This window comes from Streptomyces musisoli, assembly GCF_016741855.1.
Taxonomy (GTDB): Bacteria; Actinomycetota; Actinomycetes; order Streptomycetales; family Streptomycetaceae; genus Streptomyces; species Streptomyces musisoli.
In genome coordinates this window covers 115,695-133,780 of record NZ_JAERRH010000014.1, presented here as the reverse complement: position 1 = coordinate 133,780, position 18,086 = coordinate 115,695, and the positions used below count along the sequence as shown (strand labels likewise).

At 71.3% G+C, this 18,086-nt stretch carries 10 protein-coding genes; 8 read left to right on the top strand and 2 right to left on the bottom strand.

The window, feature by feature from the left end:
- Positions 1-107: 107 nt before the first annotated feature.
- Positions 108-1,808 carry a M1 family metallopeptidase gene (locus tag JK361_RS29600; RefSeq protein WP_236053764.1) on the top strand — a complete coding sequence of 567 codons (1,701 nt, stop codon included), beginning with the start codon at positions 108-110 and terminating at the stop codon, positions 1,806-1,808.
- A gap of 160 nt (positions 1,809-1,968) precedes the next feature.
- A complete protein-coding gene (gene hflX, locus JK361_RS29595) occupies positions 1,969-3,459 on the top strand; it encodes a GTPase HflX (protein ID WP_201823861.1) in 1,491 nt (496 codons plus the stop codon).
- Between the two features lie 55 nt (positions 3,460-3,514).
- Here hflX and JK361_RS29590 read toward each other — a convergent pair whose 3' ends face one another.
- Positions 3,515-4,744 (bottom strand): trypsin-like serine peptidase, encoded by a 1,230-nt coding sequence (locus tag JK361_RS29590; protein ID WP_201823854.1) that lies wholly within the window; start codon positions 4,742-4,744, stop codon positions 3,515-3,517.
- A gap of 542 nt (positions 4,745-5,286) precedes the next feature.
- On the opposite strand from JK361_RS29590, the gene JK361_RS29585 reads away from it, so the two are divergent.
- The 4 genes from JK361_RS29585 to JK361_RS29570 all read left to right on the top strand — a co-directional run bounded on the left by JK361_RS29585 (position 5,287) and on the right by JK361_RS29570 (position 12,981).
- Entirely contained in the window at positions 5,287-7,011 is a 1,725-nt protein-coding gene (locus JK361_RS29585; RefSeq protein ID WP_201823852.1) for a diaminobutyrate--2-oxoglutarate transaminase family protein, read from the top strand.
- 406 nt (positions 7,012-7,417) lie between these two features.
- On the top strand, positions 7,418-9,604 hold the full coding sequence (locus JK361_RS29580; RefSeq protein WP_201823844.1) for an IucA/IucC family protein: 2,187 nt from the start codon (positions 7,418-7,420) through the stop codon (positions 9,602-9,604).
- Between the two features lie 140 nt (positions 9,605-9,744).
- Positions 9,745-10,515 (top strand): GNAT family N-acetyltransferase, encoded by a 771-nt coding sequence (locus JK361_RS29575; RefSeq protein WP_201823842.1) that lies wholly within the window; start codon positions 9,745-9,747, stop codon positions 10,513-10,515.
- A gap of 489 nt (positions 10,516-11,004) precedes the next feature.
- Positions 11,005-12,981 carry an ATP-dependent DNA helicase gene (locus JK361_RS29570; RefSeq protein ID WP_201823840.1) on the top strand — a complete coding sequence of 659 codons (1,977 nt, stop codon included), beginning with the start codon at positions 11,005-11,007 and terminating at the stop codon, positions 12,979-12,981.
- Positions 12,982-13,123: 142 nt separating this feature from the next.
- Here the strand turns inward: JK361_RS29570 and lexA are convergent, their stop codons facing one another.
- A complete protein-coding gene (lexA, locus tag JK361_RS29565) occupies positions 13,124-13,903 on the bottom strand; it encodes a transcriptional repressor LexA (protein WP_201823838.1) in 780 nt (259 codons plus the stop codon).
- Positions 13,904-14,466: 563 nt separating this feature from the next.
- On the opposite strand from lexA, the gene nrdR reads away from it, so the two are divergent.
- Together nrdR and JK361_RS29555 are read left to right on the top strand one after the other, a co-directional pair.
- Entirely contained in the window at positions 14,467-15,018 is a 552-nt protein-coding gene (gene nrdR, locus JK361_RS29560; protein ID WP_201823836.1) for a transcriptional regulator NrdR, read from the top strand.
- Between the two features lie 166 nt (positions 15,019-15,184).
- Positions 15,185-18,079, top strand: coding sequence for a vitamin B12-dependent ribonucleotide reductase (locus JK361_RS29555; protein ID WP_201823834.1), 2,895 nt, complete (start codon positions 15,185-15,187; stop codon positions 18,077-18,079).
- Positions 18,080-18,086: the final 7 nt, after the last annotated feature.

The following is an 18,086-nucleotide window of genomic DNA, read 5'->3' as shown; positions in this document are numbered from 1 at the left end:
ACGGCGTCCGGCACCGGCCTCCTGACGACGGCGTCCGGCCTACCCGATCGGGTGGACCGGGCGCGCGTCGCCGCCGTGGGGCGCGTACGCCCTGGTAGCGGTGGTGCATGGTGCTCACCCCCCACCCTCGCCCCAGGCCCCGGCCCGAGACCTCCCGCCAACGAACCAGGCCCGACACTCCCCAGCACCGCCCCGACACCATCCGGGAACAAACCCGGCCCGACGCCTCCCAGCACCGGCCCGACGCCTCCGACCACCGGCCCGACGCCTCCGAGCACCGGCCCGACGCCTCCGAGCACCGGCCGTGGCCCGAGTTCGGCCGGCGCCGGATCCGCTTCCGGATCTCCCGGCACCGCAAGGCGGCCCTGCTCGCCTCCGCCGTCTGCGTCTGCCTCGTCGCCGCCGCGGCCCCGGCCGAACCGCTCGGCGTCGGCGACCGGCTCTACCCGTACCTGGGCAACCCGGGGTACGACGTCGCCTCGTACGACCTCTCCCTCACCTACCCCGGCGCCAACGACAAGCCGCTCGAGGCCGTCACCACCATCGACGCCTGGACCACCGCCCGCCTTGAGCGCCTCAACCTCGACTTCGGCCACGGCACCGTGCGCTCGGTCGAGGTCGACGGCCGTCCCGCCGGCTTCGCCCGCGCCGGCGAGGACCTGGTCGTCACCCCCGAGCACCCCCTGAACCGGGGCGACTGGACCCGGATCACGGTGCGGCACACCAGCGACCCCGTTCCCGGCAAGGACCAGCAGGGCGGCTGGGTGCGTACCACGGACGGCCTCGCCATGGCGAACCAGGCCGACGCCGCCCACCTGGTCTTCCCGTGCAACGACCACCCCTCCGACAAGGCGATGTTCACCTTCCGGGTCAGCGTGCCGAACGGCTACACGGCCGTCGCCAACGGCCTGTCCGCGGGAGCCGAGCGGATCGGCCGCACCACCACCTGGACCTACCGCACCCGGCACCCCATGGCCACCGAACTCGCCCAGGTGTCCATCGGCCGCTCCGCCGTGGCGCGCCGCGAGGGACCGCACGGGCTGCCCCTGCGCGACGTCGTGCCCGCCGCCGACCGCAAGGCCCTCGAACCGTGGCTCGCGAAGACCCCCGACCAGCTCGCCTGGATGGAGAAGAAGGTCGGCCGGTACCCCTTCGAGACCTACGGCGTGCTCATGGCACAGGCGTCCACGGGCTTCGAACTGGAGACGCAGACCCTCTCGCTCTTCGAGAAGCGGCTGTTCACCGAGCCGGCCTACCCCACGTGGTACATCGAGTCGATCATGGTGCACGAGCTGTCCCACCAGTGGTTCGGCGACAGCGTCACCCCGCGCAGCTGGTCCGACGTCTGGCTGAACGAGGGGCATGCCACCTGGTACGAGGCGCTGTACGCCGAGGAGACCGCGAAGCGGCCCATGGAAGCGCGGATGAAGGCCGCCTACGGCGCCTCCGACCGCTGGCGCGAGGCCGGCGGCCCGCCCGCCCGGCCCAAGCCGCCGGCCCCCGGACAGAAGATCGACATCTTCCGGCCCAACATCTACGACGGCGCCGCCCTCGTGCTCTACGCCCTGCGGCAGGAGATCGGCCGGCCGGCCTTCGAGCGGCTGGAGCGGATCTGGGTCCGGGAGAACCGCGACGCCACGGCCACCACCGCCGACTTCGTCCGGCTGGCCTCGACCGTCGCGGGCCGCGACCTCGGCGGCTTCCTCGAGCCCTGGCTGTACGGCGAGAAGACCCCCCCGATGCCCGGCCACCCCGACTGGAAGCCCGCGGCGACGGCCAGGGCGGCCACGCCCCACACCCGGCGATAACCCGGTGACGAGACGTGCCGTGCCGTGCGACCATCTACAGGTCGGCGCGGGCACGGGGCGCGGGAATCTCCCGGGGTACTCGTGCGTTGGACAAGGCGAGCGGTCAAGGTGGGCCGCCGCACCGACGCCGTAACGGCATTCTCATCGACGTAAGGATCCAATGACCTCCTCTTCTTCCCCTTCCCAGGACACCAAGCGCCTCGCGCACGCCTACCCCGAAGGTCTTCGGGCCGATGCCCTGATGGAAGAGGACGTCGCCTGGAGCCAGCAGATCGACGGCGAGCGGGACGGCGAGCAGTTCGACCGCTCCGAGCGCGCGGCCCTGCGCCGCGTCGCCGGCCTCTCCACCGAGCTGGAGGACGTCACCGAGGTCGAGTACCGCCAGCTCCGCCTGGAGCGGGTCGTGCTCGTCGGGGTGTGGACCACCGGCACCGCGCAGGACGCCGACAACTCCCTCGCGGAGCTGGCCGCCCTGGCGGAGACCGCGGGCGCGCTCGTGCTCGACGGCGTCATCCAGCGCCGTGACAAGCCCGACGCGGCCACCTACATCGGCTCCGGCAAGGCCCTGGAGCTGCGCGACATCGTCCTCGAAACGGGCGCCGACACCGTCATCTGCGACGGCGAGCTGAGCCCGGGCCAGCTGATCCAGCTGGAAGACGTCGTCAAGGTCAAGGTCATCGACCGTACGGCCCTGATCCTGGACATCTTCGCCCAGCACGCCAAGTCCCGAGAGGGCAAGGCACAGGTCGCGCTCGCGCAGATGCAGTACATGCTGCCGAGGCTGCGAGGCTGGGGTCAGTCGCTGTCCCGGCAGATGGGTGGCGGTCGCGGCGGTCTCGCCACGCGTGGCCCCGGTGAGACCAAGATCGAGACGGACCGGCGCCGGATCCGCGAGAAGATGGCCAAGATGCGCCGCGAGATCGCGGACATGAAGACCGGCCGTGAGATCAAGCGCCAGGAGCGCCGGCGCAACAAGGTGCCGTCCGTCGCCATCGCGGGCTACACCAACGCCGGAAAGTCCTCGCTGCTCAACCGCCTCACGGGCGCCGGCGTCCTGGTCGAGAACGCCCTGTTCGCGACCCTGGACCCGACCGTCCGCCGGGCGGAGACCCCGAGCGGCCGGCTGTACACGCTGGCGGACACCGTCGGCTTCGTCCGGCACCTGCCGCACCACCTGGTCGAGGCGTTCCGCTCCACCATGGAGGAGGTCGGCGACTCCGACCTCATCCTGCACGTGGTGGACGGCTCCCACCCGACCCCGGAGGAGCAGCTCGCCGCCGTACGCGAAGTGATCCGGGACGTCGGCGCCACCGACGTGCCCGAGATCGTCGTGATCAACAAGGCGGACGCGGCCGACCCCCTGGTCCTCCAGCGGCTGCTCCGGATCGAGAAGCGCTCGATCGCCGTCTCGGCCCGCACCGGCCTGGGGATGGAGCAGCTGCTCGCCCTGATCGACGACGAGCTGCCCCGCCCCTCGGTCGAGGTCGACGCGCTCGTGCCCTACACGCACGGCAAGCTCGTCGCCCGCGCCCACACCGAGGGCGAGGTGATCTCCGAGGAGCACACCGCGGAGGGCACCCTGCTCAAGGTCCGGGTGCACGAGGAACTGGCGGCGGACCTGGCGCCCTACGCACCGGTCTCCGCAACCTGACCCACGGCAGCACGAAGGCCCGCCACCCTGCACGGGTGGCGGGCCTTCGGCACGCTCACTGCCCGGCGAACTGCTTGCTCACCGAGTCGTACACGCCCTTGGCGACGTCACCCAGCCGGGGACCGGCCAGCCAGCCCGCGCTCACCGGGCCGATGGACGTGTTGGACACCAGCGTGGGCTTGCCGTCCGCGCCCGTCTCCACCCAGCCGCCGCCGGAGGAACCACCGGTCATCGTGCAGCCGATCCGGTACATCGTCGGGTCGGCCTCCTCGATGGAGAGCCGGCCCGGCTTGTCCTTGCACTGGTACAGCAGCTGACCGTCGTACGGCGCCGCCGCCGGGTAGCCGGACGCGGTGATGCTCTGCACCTTCGGCACGGCCGGCGCGTCGAAGTTCACCGGGAGCGCCCCGCCGACCGTCTCCTCCAGCGACTTGCCGCCGCTGCCCTGCTCCGGCGTCACATGGATGACGGCGAAGTCGTACGAGGCACCGTCGCCGCCCGTCTGACCGCCCTGGTTGATCCACTGCTGTGAGGTCTTGGCCGCGTCGGCCCACCACACGCCGTACGGGGCGATCTCGGACCGGCTGGCGTTCTCCAGCTCGGCCGCCGACTTGCCCTGGTTGTTGTACGACGGAACGAAGGCGAGGTTGCGGTACCAGCCGCCCTTCTTGCCCGCGTGCACACAGTGACCGGCCGTCCACACGAGGTTGGACTTGCCCGGGTGCGCCGGGTCCTGCACCACCGTCGCCGAGCACACCATGGTGCCCTCGGGCGAGTCGAACAGCAGCTTGCCCGAGGTGGCCGCGCTGGTGTGGTACGGCGGCGTGGCCGTCTGCGCCTTCACCGGCTGCGGCGTGGGGTCCGTCACGCCCTGGTCACCGGAGATGTCGTTGTCGTCGACACCCTGGTCCGGGTCGTCGGCGTCGCGCATCCGGTCGGGGTCCCACAGGCCCTTGATGATCGGGTTGACGAAGTCGTTGGCCTCGCGCAGCCAGTCCTCCTTGTTCCAGTTCTTCCAGGCGCCGTTCTTCCACTTGTCGATGTCGATCCCGTGCTCCTTGAGCCTCCGCTTGAGGTCGTCCGGGATCGTGATCTTTCCGTCGCCGGTGCCCGCCGCGGTCGCGGTGGCGCTCGCGCTGCCGTTGGCGTTGTCGTCACCGTTGCCGTCGCAGGCGGTGGCGGTCAGCGCCAGTGCCGAGACAAGGGCGACCGCCGTCAGCGAGGTCGAGGTGCGGCGACCGCCCCTCCCTCGCCGAGCGGTGAACGACGGCCGTATGGATCGCATGTTCTTGACTCCCCTGCTGTGAAAGGAACTCGGCACTTCGGCCGCGACACCGGCGGTGAACTCAGGGAGGGTTCATGCCGGTCCCACGACCTTCTGGGAACGGCATCACACACTATGCGGTCGTCGCACGGGAGTTCTGCCGGGACGGCAACGGTTCCGTCACAGGCTGCCTGAACAGGACGACGGAAACGGGGATCTGCCGTGCGGTCAGCCGGCCGAGACCCGCCCGGACGGCGCGCGGGCCGGTGCGACGGGTGCCGTCGCGGACGGGTGGCGACCGGCAGACCGTGGAAGGCGACGTCGCCGTGGAACCGGCCACCCGGCCCCCGGGCTCCATGACGGACGTGGCCGCCCCCGCCGTGCGGACGGCGACGTGAGGCGTCACCCACGCCGTCCGGCCAAGGATCTCGAGGCGACCCCGTAACCGCCCGAACGGTCCGCGGTTGTAGCCCGTGGGGACCGGCTGCCTGTGTCCGGTCCCCGAGGAGCAACTCGCCTTCGAGCAGCGGGAGGGACAGCGCGCCGTGGCCGTTACGGAGTCGATGGCTGGAGGCACGTCCGGGGAAGCGCCGGCCGTGCACGAGGGCATCCTGAGGCGCCAGTCGGCGCGAGAGTCCTCGGCGCGTACCTACGCCCGCGCACTGCCCATCGTCCCGGTGCGGGCACGAGGGCTCACCATCGAGGGCGCCGACGGCCGCCGCTACCTGGACTGCCTCTCCGGCGCCGGCACCCTCGCCCTCGGCCACAACCACCCGGTCGTGCTGGAGGCCATCCGCCGGGTCCTCGACTCCGGTGCCCCCCTCTCCGTCCTCGACCTCGCGACCCCGGTCAAGGACGCCTTCATCACGGAGCTGTTCCGCACCCTCCCGCCGGGCCTCGCCGGCCGTGCCCGCGTCCAGTTCTGCGGACCGGCCGGCACCGACGCCGTCGAGGCCGCCCTGAAGCTGGTCCGGGCCGCGACCGGCCGCACCGGCATCCTCGCCTTCACCGGCGCCTACCACGGCATGACCGCCGGCGCCCTGGCCGCCTCCGGAGGTGCCCGCGACGTGCAGGTCGCCCGGCTGCCCTACCCGCAGGACTACCGCTGCCCCTTCGGCATCGGCGGCCCGGCCGGCGCCGAACTCTCCGCCCGCTGGACCGAGTCCCTCCTCGACGACCCCAAGTCGGGCGTACCCAAGCCGGCCGGCCTGATCATCGAGCCCGTTCAGGGCGAGGGCGGAGTGATCCCTGCGCCCGACGACTGGCTGCGCCGTGTGCGACGGCTCACGGCGGACCGCTCCGTACCGCTGATCGCCGACGAGGTCCAGACCGGAGTCGGCCGCACGGGCGCCTTCTGGGCCGTCGGCCACAGCGGCATCACCCCCGACGTCATGGTCCTGTCCAAGGCCATCGGCGGCAGCCTCCCACTGGCCGTGATCGTCTACCGCGACGACCTCGACACCTGGCAACCCGGCGCGCACGCCGGCACCTTCCGCGGCAACCAGCTCGCCATGGCAGCGGGCACCGCCACCCTCGCCTACGTCCGTGAGAACGGCCTCGCCGAACGAGCCGCCGCCCTCGGCTCCCGCATGCTGTCCCAACTCGCGGAACTCAGCGGCGCGTACGCCTGCGTGGGAGACGTACGAGGACGCGGGCTGATGATCGGGATCGAACTGGTGAACCCGGAAGCCGACGGAGCCGCCTCCGGCGAGAGCCTCCTGGCCGAGGATCCCGGTGACCTCGGCGTCTCCGGCGGTCTCGGCGTTCCCGGTGGCCTCGGCATCCCCGGTGACCTAGGCGTCCCCGGGGGCCTCGGCATCTCTGACGACCTCGGCGTCCACAGAGACGCCGGCGGCGCTGGCGGTTCCGGTGGTTTTGGAGGCACCGGCGGCTCTGGCGGGCTTGGGAGTTCCGGTGGCTATGGAGGCGCTGGCGGGCTTGGCAGCACCGGTGGCTATGGCCGGCTCGGCGGCTCCGGTCGCCTCGGTGGCCCCGATGGCGCTGGTGCCGCGCTGATCCGGACGGCATCCGGCCGCGCTCCGTACCCGGCCGCGCCCGAACTCGCCGCCGCGGTGCAGCGCGAATGTCTCCAGCGCGGCCTGATCGTCGAACTCGGCGGCCGGCACGCCTCCGTGGTCCGGCTGCTTCCGCCGCTGACGATCAGCGACGAACAGGCCACGGCGGTACTCGATCGCCTGACCGACGCGGTCGCGGCGGCGGCTCGCCACCACAAGCCCCACGACCCACACCAGCAACGACACCCCCGCCCCGACCAGCGCGCGGACTGACCACCGCGCGCCCACCCGGCCCCCGGCTTCGCCAGGCCCCTTCCGGGCCGTCACCCGTTCCTTCCGCACGCCGCCCCTTTCCGCCGTCACCCCGTCCTCTCCCCACTCGGCCCCTCCCCGGCCGTCACCCCGTCCTCTGCTCACTCGGCCACTTCCAACGTTTCCCCGCCCTCCTCCCCATCCGCCCTTCCGGCAGTCAACCCGCCCCCTCCCCACTCCGCGCCCCAGCCATCCACCCCCGGCATCGACCACCGGCCACAACCTCACAGCCCTCTCGTAGACGACTCGCTCTCCCATCCACCCGGCCGCGCCGGTGCCCCGTCCTCCACGGCCACCGGGTGAGGACGACCGAGCGGACGACGGAATCGAGCCCCCGCCACCTCTCTCCAGCCCCAGAGGAGCCGTCATGAACGCCACTCCCACCCCCGACGGCCGCTCCGGCGCCTCCGACGACCAGGGAGACTCCGGCACCCCACCCTCAGCCGTACCGCTCACCGACGCGGTCCCCCAGCAGAAGAAGCGGGAGCCGGGCCTGACCCGACGGACGGCACCCGGCGCCGACCCGCTGGAGGACGCCGATCCCCGCGCCGCGGCCCAGGCCGCCGCCGTGGAGAACCTCCTGCGGTGCTGGGCCCGCGAGACCGGCCTCACCGCTCCCACGGCCGCCCTTCTCCGCATCCCACTGCCCGCCAGCGGCACCGCGCTGATCGCACCGGTCCGGTACTGGTCCGCGACGGGCTGGCACCGCTTCGGCCCCCCGTGCCTCGCCTACGCTTCCGACACCGCGCCCCCCGTCGACGCCGTCACCCTCGCGGCCCTGCTCATCAGGGAATCAGCCGACGCGCCGCCCGACACCCCGCGCGTTCCGACCAGCACCGCACCCGACGCCGACGACGGCACGCGCCCCGGCTGCGGTGACGGCACGGGCCCCGTCCCCGGTGGCCTGGCCGGCCCTCGTCCCGGCGGCTTGACCGTCCCTCGCCCCGGCGATGGCACCGTCCCCCGCCCCGGCGTCGGCGGCGGGACCGGGCGATCTCGCTCCGGTGATGGCCCCGTCCCTCGCCCGGGCATCGCCACCGGCCCCGGCATCGCCACCGGCCCCGGCCTCAGCGGCGGCCTCGGCGACCCCGGCGATCTCGTCGCCAAGGTGTCCGACTCCGTCCGCCGCACCGCGGACTTCATCCGGCACCGGCGCGAACACCCCGCCGACACCCCCGATCTCTTCCTCAGTGCCGAACAGGCCCTCCTCCTCGGGCACCCGCTGCATCCGGCGCCGAAGAGCCGGGAGGGCCTCACCGAGGCCGAAGCCGACCGGTACTCACCGGAGTTGCGCGGCTCCTTTCCCCTGCACTGGTTCGCTGTCGCCCCCTCTCTCCTCGCGGCCGACTCGGCCTGGACCGAGGGCGGCCGCCCCGTGCCCGCCGACCAGTTGATCCGGCGTCTCGCCGGAGCCGACCTGCCACTGCCCGACGGCTACACCGCGCTTCCGCTGCACCCCTGGCAGGCACGCGAGGTACGGCACCGAGCATCCGTCGCCGCACTGCTCGACTCCGGGCTCCTGCGTGACCTCGGCCCCCTCGGCACTCCCTGGCACCCCACCTCCTCCGTCCGGACCGTCCACCGACCCGGTGCGCCCGCGATGCTCAAGCTCTCGCTGGCCCTGCGCATCACCAACTCCCGCCGCGAGAACCTGCGCAAGGAACTCCACCGCGGAGTCGAGGTGCACCGGCTGCTGCGCACCGGACTCGCCGAGCAGTGGCAGACCGCCCACCCCGGCTTCGGCATCGTCCGCGATCCCGCCTGGCTCGCCGTCGACGGCCCGGACGGCCGGCCCGTGCCGGGGCTCGACGTGATGATCCGGCACCAGCCGTTCAACCCGGCCGACGACGTCGCCTGCGTCGCCGGACTCGTCTCACCCCGCCCCCTCGCCGCTCCTCCGGCCGACGCCACTCCTCGGCCCGCCGCTTGGCCGATGAGGTCCCGGCTGGCCCAGCTCCTGGCACGCCTGTCCGCACGCACCGGCCGGCCCGTCGGCGCCGTCGCGGCGGAGTGGTTCCTGCGTTACCTGGAGCATGTCGTCCGCCCCGTCCTCTGGCTGGACAGCGAGGCCGGCATCGCCCTCGAAGCCCACCAGCAGAACACGCTGCTCCTCCTGGACGGCGACGGCTGGCCGGCCGGTGGCCGCTACCGGGACAACCAGGGCTACTACTTCCGCGAATCGAGGCGAGCCGAACTGGACGCCCGGCTGCCCGGCATCGGCGAGCGCAGCGACACCTTCGTCTCGGACGAGGTCACCGACGAACGCTTCGCCTACTACCTCGCCGTCAACAACGTCTTCGGCCTGATCGGCGCCTTCGGCTCCCAGCGCCTGGCCGACGAGCGACTGCTCCTCGCGGCCTTCCGCCGCTTCCTGACCACTCTCGCGTCAGGCCCCGCCCCACTGCGCACCTCCCTGCCCGCCCGCCTCCTGCACTCACCCGTACTGCGCTGCAAGGCCAACCTGCTGACCCGGCTGCACGGCCTCGACGAACTCGTCGGACCGGTCGACACCCAGTCCGTCTACGTCACCATCGCCAACCCCCTTCATCTCTGAGCGGCTTGCCTCCGCGCACCACCCGTGCGGACCGCACCCTCCGCGAGCCGCACCGCCTCCCGCCCCTCCGACCGCGAGCCGCACCGCCTTCCCGCACATCGAGGAACATGACCCACCTCGTCTCCTGAGAGGAGCGCACCGTGCCTCCCACCGACGCGACCGCCGGCACCGGCCCCGCACCCGCCCATCCGGGCAGCACCGGCCCCCGAGCGGACACCACTGGTCCCCGGAACTCTCCGTTCGGCCGGTTCACCGTCGAGGACGACGACCCGGACAGCGAGGACACGCTGGACCTGCACCTGACGGCCGAGTTCGTAGCCCTACGCGCCGGGGAGGCGGCCGGGCTCCTCGGCCGACTCGCCGCGTGGGGCCCGGTCGCGACCCCCGCCGGCGCCTTCCAGCTCGTGCCCGTGCGCATCGATCAGGACCTGCCGCTCGTCCACCGCTGGATGAACGACCCCGCCGTCTCGGACTTCTGGGAACTGGCCGGGTCCCCGGACCGGACGGAGGCCCATCTGCGCGCCCAACTCCACGGCGACGGGCACTGCGCCCCGTGTCTCGGCGTGCTCGACGGCATCCCGATGAGCTACTGGGAGATCTACCGTGCCGACCTGGACCCGCTGGCCCGCCGCTACCCGGCCCGGCCCCACGACACCGGCATCCATCTCCTCGTCGGTGCGGCCGTCGACCGGGGGCGCGGACTGGGATCCGCCCTGCTCCGAGCCGTGGCCGACCTGATCCTCGACCGGCGCCCCGCCTGCGCACGTGTGGTGGCGGAGCCCGATCTTCGTAACACCCCCTCCGTTGCCGCGTTCCTGAGCGCAGGGTTTCGGTTCGCGGCCGAGATCGAGCTGCCCGGCAAACGGGCCGCCCTCATGATCCGGGACCGAGTCCTGCGCGATGTGATGTAGCGTCCCGTAATCGGCCGCTCACCATGAGATACGAGCGGCGGTCCCCCAATGTTCCCGCGCCGGAAGGAAATTTTCGGCCGGCGCCCCGCGCCGTCCGGACGCCGACGTGAGGGCGGCCCGACGAGGAGCCCCGGCGCCGTACGGACACAGGCGGCCGGGGACGGCCGGACACAGGAGTTCGGCATCGCTCGGACGCCGGCGTTCAAGGGCGGCGGAACACAGGCCTTCCGCCGCTCGGACGCAGGCCTCAGGAGCGGCCTGGCACGGCCGGCTCCCACCGGCCCGGACAGCTGTCCCACACCGGCCGGACAGCCGTCCCACACCGGCCGGACAGCTGTCTCACGCCGGCCCGGCCGCAGGCGCGCCGGCCCGGCCGCGTCCCCACCACCAGCCCCAGCCCACCACCCCCAGGAGCCCGGCAGTGATCCCGCCCCCCACTCCCGCTGTGACCCCCCGTTTGTCAGTGCAGGGCCGTAGGGTGGTCAGGCTATGACGAAGCCCTCCCTCCCCGAACTCCTGCATGCCGCCGTTTCCGCCGTCGGCGGCACGGAGCGCCCTGGCCAGGTGACCATGGCCGAATCGGTCGCCGAGGCGATCGACGACGGATCCCACCTGCTGGTCCAGGCCGGCACCGGCACCGGTAAGTCGCTGGGCTATCTCGTGCCCGCGCTCGCGCACGGAGAAAGGGTGGTCGTCGCGACGGCCACACTCGCCCTTCAGCGCCAGCTGGTGGAGCGGGACCTGCCGCGCACGGTCGACGCCCTGCACCCGCTGCTGCGTCGCCGCCCGGAGTTCGCGATGCTCAAGGGCCGGTCGAACTATCTGTGCCTGCACCGCCTGCACGAGGGCATGCCGCAGGACGAGGAGGACGGGCTCTTCGATCAGTTCGAGGCCGCCGCACCCACCAGCAAGCTGGGCCAGGACCTGCTGAGGCTGCGGGACTGGGCGGACGAGACCGAGAGCGGCGACCGGGACGATCTCACCCCGGGCGTCTCGGACCGCGCCTGGGCCCAGGTGTCGGTGTCGTCGCGGGAGTGCCTGGGCGCGTCGAAGTGTGCGTACGGAGCCGAGTGCTTCGCGGAGATGGCCCGTGAGCGGGCCAAGCTCGCCGAGGTGGTGGTCACGAACCACGCCCTGCTGGCCATCGACGCCATCGAGGGTGCCCCCGTGCTGCCGCAGCACGAGGTGCTGATCGTGGACGAGGCGCACGAACTCGTCTCCCGCGTCACCGGCGTCGCCACCGGCGAACTCACGCCCGGCCAGGTGAACCGCGCCGTGCGCCGCGCCGCCAAGCTCGTCAACGAGAAGGCCGCCGACCAGCTCCAGACCGCCGCCGAGGGCTTCGAGCGGCTGATGGAACTCGCCCTGCCCGGCCGCCTGGAGGAGATCCCGGAAGACCTCGGCTACGCCCTGATGGCGCTGCGGGACGCCGCCCGCACGGTCATCTCCGCGATCGGTGCGACGCGCGACAAGTCGGTGCAGGACGAGGACGCGGTCCGCAAGCAGGCACTGGCCTCGGTGGAGACGGTGCACGACGTGGCGGAGCGGGTGCTGAACGGCTCGGAGTGGGACGTCGTCTGGTATGAGCGGCACGACCGTTTCGGCGCGTCCCTGCGGGTCGCCCCCATGTCGGTCTCCGGCCTGCTCAGGGAGAAGCTCTTCGCCGACCGGTCCGTCGTCCTCACCTCGGCCACGCTCAAGCTGGGCGGCGACTTCAACGGCGTCGGCGCCTCCCTGGGGCTGGGTCCGGAAGGTGTGGAGGGCGAGGACCTGCCGCACTGGAAGGGTGTCGACGTCGGCTCGCCGTTCGACTACCCCAAGCAGGGCATCCTCTACGTCGCCAAGCATCTGGCGCGCCCCGCGCGTGACGGTGAGCGGGCCGACATGCTGGACGAGCTGACCGGGCTGATCCAGGCGGCCGGCGGGCGCACGCTCGGACTCTTCTCGTCCATGCGGGCCGCACAGCTCGCCGCGGAGGAGCTGCGCTCCCGGATCCCCGAGTTCCCGATCCTGCTCCAGGGGGAGGAGACGCTCGGCGAACTGATCAAGAACTTCGCGGCCGACCCGAAGACGTGTCTCTTCGGCACGCTGTCGCTGTGGCAGGGCGTCGACGTCCCGGGCCCCAGCTGCCAGCTGGTCGTCATGGACAAGATCCCGTTCCCGCGTCCCGACGACCCGCTGATGAGCGCCCGCCAGAAGGCGGTGGAGGACGCCGGCGGCAACGGCTTCATGGCGGTGGCCGCCACCCACGCCGCCCTGCTGATGGCCCAGGGCGCCGGCCGGCTCGTCCGGGCATCCGGTGACCGCGGTGTGGTCGCCGTACTGGACCAGCGGCTGGCCACCGCCCGCTACGGCAGCTACCTCAAGGCGTCGCTTCCGGACTTCTGGTACACCACGGACCGCAACCAGGTGCGCAAGTCGCTCGCGGCGATCGACACGGCGGCGCAGCGGGCGGAGGCGAAGTGAACCGGGGCCTGACCGTGTAGGTCAGGCCCCCGAGGGGAACCGCCCCTACGGCCACGCCGGGCATACGCAGGGCCCCGGAACCGGCGCAGGGGTTCCGGGGCCCGGTCAGGGAGCGAGTCCGCCGACTCGCCCGCCGCAGCCGTCACACGCGCCGCAGCACAGCGACGACCTTGCCCAGGATGGTCGCGTCGTCGCCGGGGATGGGCTCGTAGGCCGCGTTGTGGGGGAGGAGCCACACATGGCCGTCCTCGCGTTTGAAGCGCTTGACGGTGGCTTCGCCGTCGAGCATGGCGGCCACGATGTCGCCGTTCTCGGCGACCGGCTGCCGGCGCACGGTGACCCAGTCGCCGTCACAGATCGCGGCCTCGATCATGGAATCGCCGACGACCTTCAGGACGAACAGTTCGCCGTCACCGACGAGCTGGCGGGGGAGAGGAAAGACATCCTCTACCGACTCCTCCGCGAGGATCGGGCCACCGGCGGCGATACGGCCGACGAGCGGGACGTACGACGCGGCAGGCTTGCCGGCGGTGTCCGTGGGCTGCACGGTGACGGCCTGGTCCGATCCGCGCACCTCGTACGCGCGCGGGCGGTGGGGGTCCCGGCGCAGGAAGCCCTTGCGCTCCAGCGCCATCAGCTGGTGGGCGACGGACGACGTGCTGGAGAGGCCGACGGCCTGCCCGATCTCCCGCATCGACGGCGGGTAACCGCGCCGCTGTACGGAGTCCCTGATGACCTCGATCACCCGACGTTGCCGGTCGGTGAGTCCGGAGCTGTCCGCCCTGATGCCTGGAGGTCGGCCCGGCAGGGAGCGCTTGTGCCCCTCGGTGTTCGTGGCTTCGTTCATCGCGTGTACCGGCTCGACTCGTCCCTGGGAGCGGTCCTGGGCGGTGATGGTGGCACTGTCTGCGGTGGTGGTCACGGCGGCCCCTCTCGATGGTCTCCCTGCTGCACAACGGTAGTTGCTTTCGAAAGGTTGCGCCAAACACACGTTCGAGTGAAAAAGTGCGTTTCACCTGACGCGATCATGTGTCTGGGTGTATGGCTTCACGCGACACTTGGCGGACAAAAGTGCCCATCGTTGTACTCTTCACCGCCGGGGTTGCTCGCCTCGTGGGCTGCGTCCCCAGTCTGCCATCCGGAATCCCTGAGTCCGGGATTCGGGGCCCTTTCTGTGCCGTAACGCCACGCGTCCTCCGTGCGACGCCCACCGTATCCCCCTGGGTGTCACGGCGGCACGGCCCGGCGCCCGCGTGTCCGCGCTGTCGTCGCAGGTGGCCGGGGGCTCCCTTCCGCAGCGACACGCGTAGCTGCGTCGATGTATGAGCCAATCCCCACATGTAGTGGTTGGATGGCTACAGCGGCCCACAAGTTGTGGTCCCCCCGGTCGGAGTCGGCTCGGGGATCGCCTATGCTTAGGGCTGCTTCGCGAGGCCTATGGGTCCGGCGAGGCTGACGAGTCTGCTGTGAGGAGGGTTGGAGAACATGCACTGCCCCTTCTGCAGGCACCCCGACAGCCGCGTGGTCGACAGTCGTACGACCGATGACGGCACGTCCATCCGCAGGCGCCGCCAGTGTCCCGACTGCTCCCGTCGTTTCACGACCGTGGAGACGTGCTCGCTCATGGTGGTGAAGCGGTCCGGAGTCACCGAGCCGTTCAGCCGTACCAAGGTCATCAACGGCGTGCGCAAGGCGTGCCAGGGGCGGCCTGTCACCGAGGACGCGCTCGCCCAGCTCGGCCAGCGGGTCGAGGAGGCGGTGCGCGCCACCGGAAGCGCCGAGCTGACCACCCACGACGTGGGGCTGGCCATACTCGGCCCGTTGCAGGAGCTCGACCTCGTCGCCTTTCTGCGGTTCGCCTCCGTCTACCGGGCGTTCGATTCGCTCGAGGACTTCGAGGCGGCCATCGCGGAGCTGAGGGAGGCGACGCGTGACCCCGCCGCGGACGAGGAACACGCGGGAGCGGGGAGCCAGGAAGACGAACGCGGGCCCGGCGGGACCACTCAGGTCCCCGTGCCCGCCCGCGCCGCCGACTGACCGGCGGGCCGGAATCCGGGAGGAGAACCGGGTTCCGGCCGGAAGGCGGCGAACCAAGACCTGTTGCGGGCGGCGGCTGAGGGTGCCCGCGACGCATGACAGAAACACGTGCCCACAAGAAACAAATGGGCACTTCAGGGCGTTTTCGCCCGTACAGGGAGGCGGCATGACAGAGACGGCGAGCGGTCCGGCACGAGGTTCCCGAGCCAAGGGCGCCAAGGCCACCAAGGGGCTGCGCATCGAACGCATCCACACCACCCCCGGCGTACACCCGTACGACGAGGTGGCGTGGGAGCGTCGTGACGTCGTCATGACCAACTGGCGCGACGGCTCGGTCAACTTCGAGCAGCGTGGCGTCGAGTTCCCCGACTTCTGGTCGGTGAACGCGGTCAACATCGTCACCAGCAAGTACTTCCGGGGCGCCGTCGGCACCCCGCAGCGCGAGGTCAGCCTCAGGCAGCTGATCGACCGCATCGTGAAGACGTACCGGAAGGCCGGTGAGGACTACAAGTACTTCTCCTCGCCCGCCGACGCCGAGATCTTCGAGCACGAGCTGGCCTACGCCCTCCTGCACCAGATCTTCAGCTTCAACAGCCCCGTCTGGTTCAACGTCGGAACGCCGCAGCCCCAGCAGGTCTCCGCTTGCTTCATCCTGTCCGTCGACGACTCCATGGAGTCGATCCTCGACTGGTACAAGGAAGAGGGGATGATCTTCAAGGGCGGCTCCGGCGCCGGCCTGAACCTTTCCCGCATCCGCTCCTCCAAGGAGCTGCTGTCCTCCGGCGGCAACGCCTCCGGTCCCGTCTCCTTCATGCGTGGCGCCGACGCCTCCGCCGGCACCATCAAGTCCGGTGGTGCCACCCGCCGCGCCGCGAAGATGGTCGTGCTCGACGTCGATCACCCCGACATCGAGGACTTCATCCAGACGAAGGTCAGCGAGGAGGAGAAGATCCGCGTCCTGCGTGACGCGGGCTTCGACATGGACCTGGGCGGCGACGACATCACGTCCGTCCAGTACCAGAACGCCAACAACTCGGTGCGCGTGAACGACGAGTTCATGACGGCGGTCCAGGACGGCGGCCAGTTCGGCCTGCGCGCCCGCATGACCGGTGAGGTCATCGAGGAGGTCGACGCCAAGGCCCTCTTCCGCAAGATCGCCGAGGCCGCCTGGGCCTGCGCCGATCCGGGCATCCAGTACGACGACACGATCAACAACTGGCACACCTGCCCCGAGTCCGGCCGGATCACCGCGTCGAACCCGTGCAGCGAGTACATGCACCTGGACAACACGTCCTGCAACCTGGCCTCGCTGAACCTGATGAAGTTCCTGAAGGACGACGGCAAGGGCAACCAGTCCTTCGAGACCGAGCGCTTCCAGAAGGTCGTCGAGCTGGTCATCACCGCGATGGACATCTCGATCTGCTTCGCGGACTTCCCGACCCAGAAGATCGGCGAGAACACCCGCGCCTTCCGTCAGCTCGGCATCGGCTACGCCAACCTCGGCGCCCTGCTGATGGCCACCGGCCACGCCTACGACTCCGACGGCGGCCGCGCCCTCGCCGGTGCCATCACCTCCCTGATGACGGGCACGGCCTACCGCCGTTCCGCCGAGCTGGCCGCGGTCGTCGGCACCTACGACGGTTACGCCCGCAACGCCGACGCCCACAACCGCGTCATGAAGCAGCACGCCGACGCCAACGGCTCGGCCGTCCGCATGGACGACCTGGACTCCCCGGTCTGGGCCGCCGCCACGGAGGCCTGGCAGGACGTCGTCCGCCTCGGTGAGAAGAACGGTTTCCGTAACTCCCAGGCGTCCGTCCTCGCGCCGACCGGCACCATCGGCCTGGCGATGTCCTGCGACACCACCGGTGTCGAGCCCGACCTGGCGCTGGTGAAGTTCAAGAAGCTGGTCGGCGGCGGCTCGATGCAGATCGTCAACGGCACCGTCCCGCAGGCCCTGCGCCGCCTGGGCTACCAGGAGGAGCAGATCGAGGCGATCGTCGCCCACATCGCCGAGCACGGCAATGTGATCGACGCCCCCGGCCTCAAGCACGAGCACTACGAGGTGTTCGACTGCGCCATGGGCGACCGCGCCATCTCCCCGATGGGCCACGTCCGCATGATGGCCGCGATCCAGCCGTGGATCTCCGGCGCCATCTCCAAGACGGTCAACATGCCGGAGACGGCGACCGTCGAGGAGGTCGAGGAGATCTACTTCGAGGCCTGGAAGCTGGGCGTCAAGGCGCTCGCGATCTACCGCGACAACTGCAAGGTCGGCCAGCCGCTCTCCGCCAAGAAGAAGGAGGAGGAGAAGGCCGAGATCACCGAGAAGACCGAGGACACGATCCGTGCCGCGGTCGAGAAGGTGGTCGAGTACCGCCCGGTCCGCAAGCGTCTCCCGAAGGGACGTCCCGGCATCACCACCTCCTTCACGGTCGGCGGCGCCGAGGGCTACATGACCGCCAACTCCTACCCGGACGACGGTCTCGGCGAGGTCTTCCTGAAGATGTCCAAGCAGGGCTCCACCCTCGCGGGCATGATGGACGCCTTCTCCATCGCGGTCTCCGTCGGCCTCCAGTACGGCGTTCCGCTGGAGACGTACGTCTCGAAGTTCACCAACATGCGCTTCGAGCCGGCCGGCATGACGGACGACCCGGACGTGCGGATGGCCCAGTCGATCGTCGACTACATCTTCCGCCGCCTGGCGCTGGACTTCCTGCCCTTCGAGACGCGCTCCGCGCTCGGCATCCACTCCGCCGAGGAGCGCCAGCGTCACCTGGAGACCGGCTCCTACGAGCCGGCCGATGACGAGGTCGACGTCGAGGGCCTGGCCCAGTCGGCGCCGCGGGCCCAGGAGCTGAAGGCCGTGGCCACCCCGAAGTCGGACGTCGGCGCGACCAAGCCCTCTCCGCAGCAGGCCCACACCAACGCGGAGCTGGTGGAGATGCAGCTGGGCATCCAGGCCGACGCCCCGCTGTGCTTCTCCTGCGGTACCAAGATGCAGCGGGCCGGTTCCTGCTACATCTGCGAGGGCTGCGGCTCGACCAGCGGCTGCAGCTGATGACACG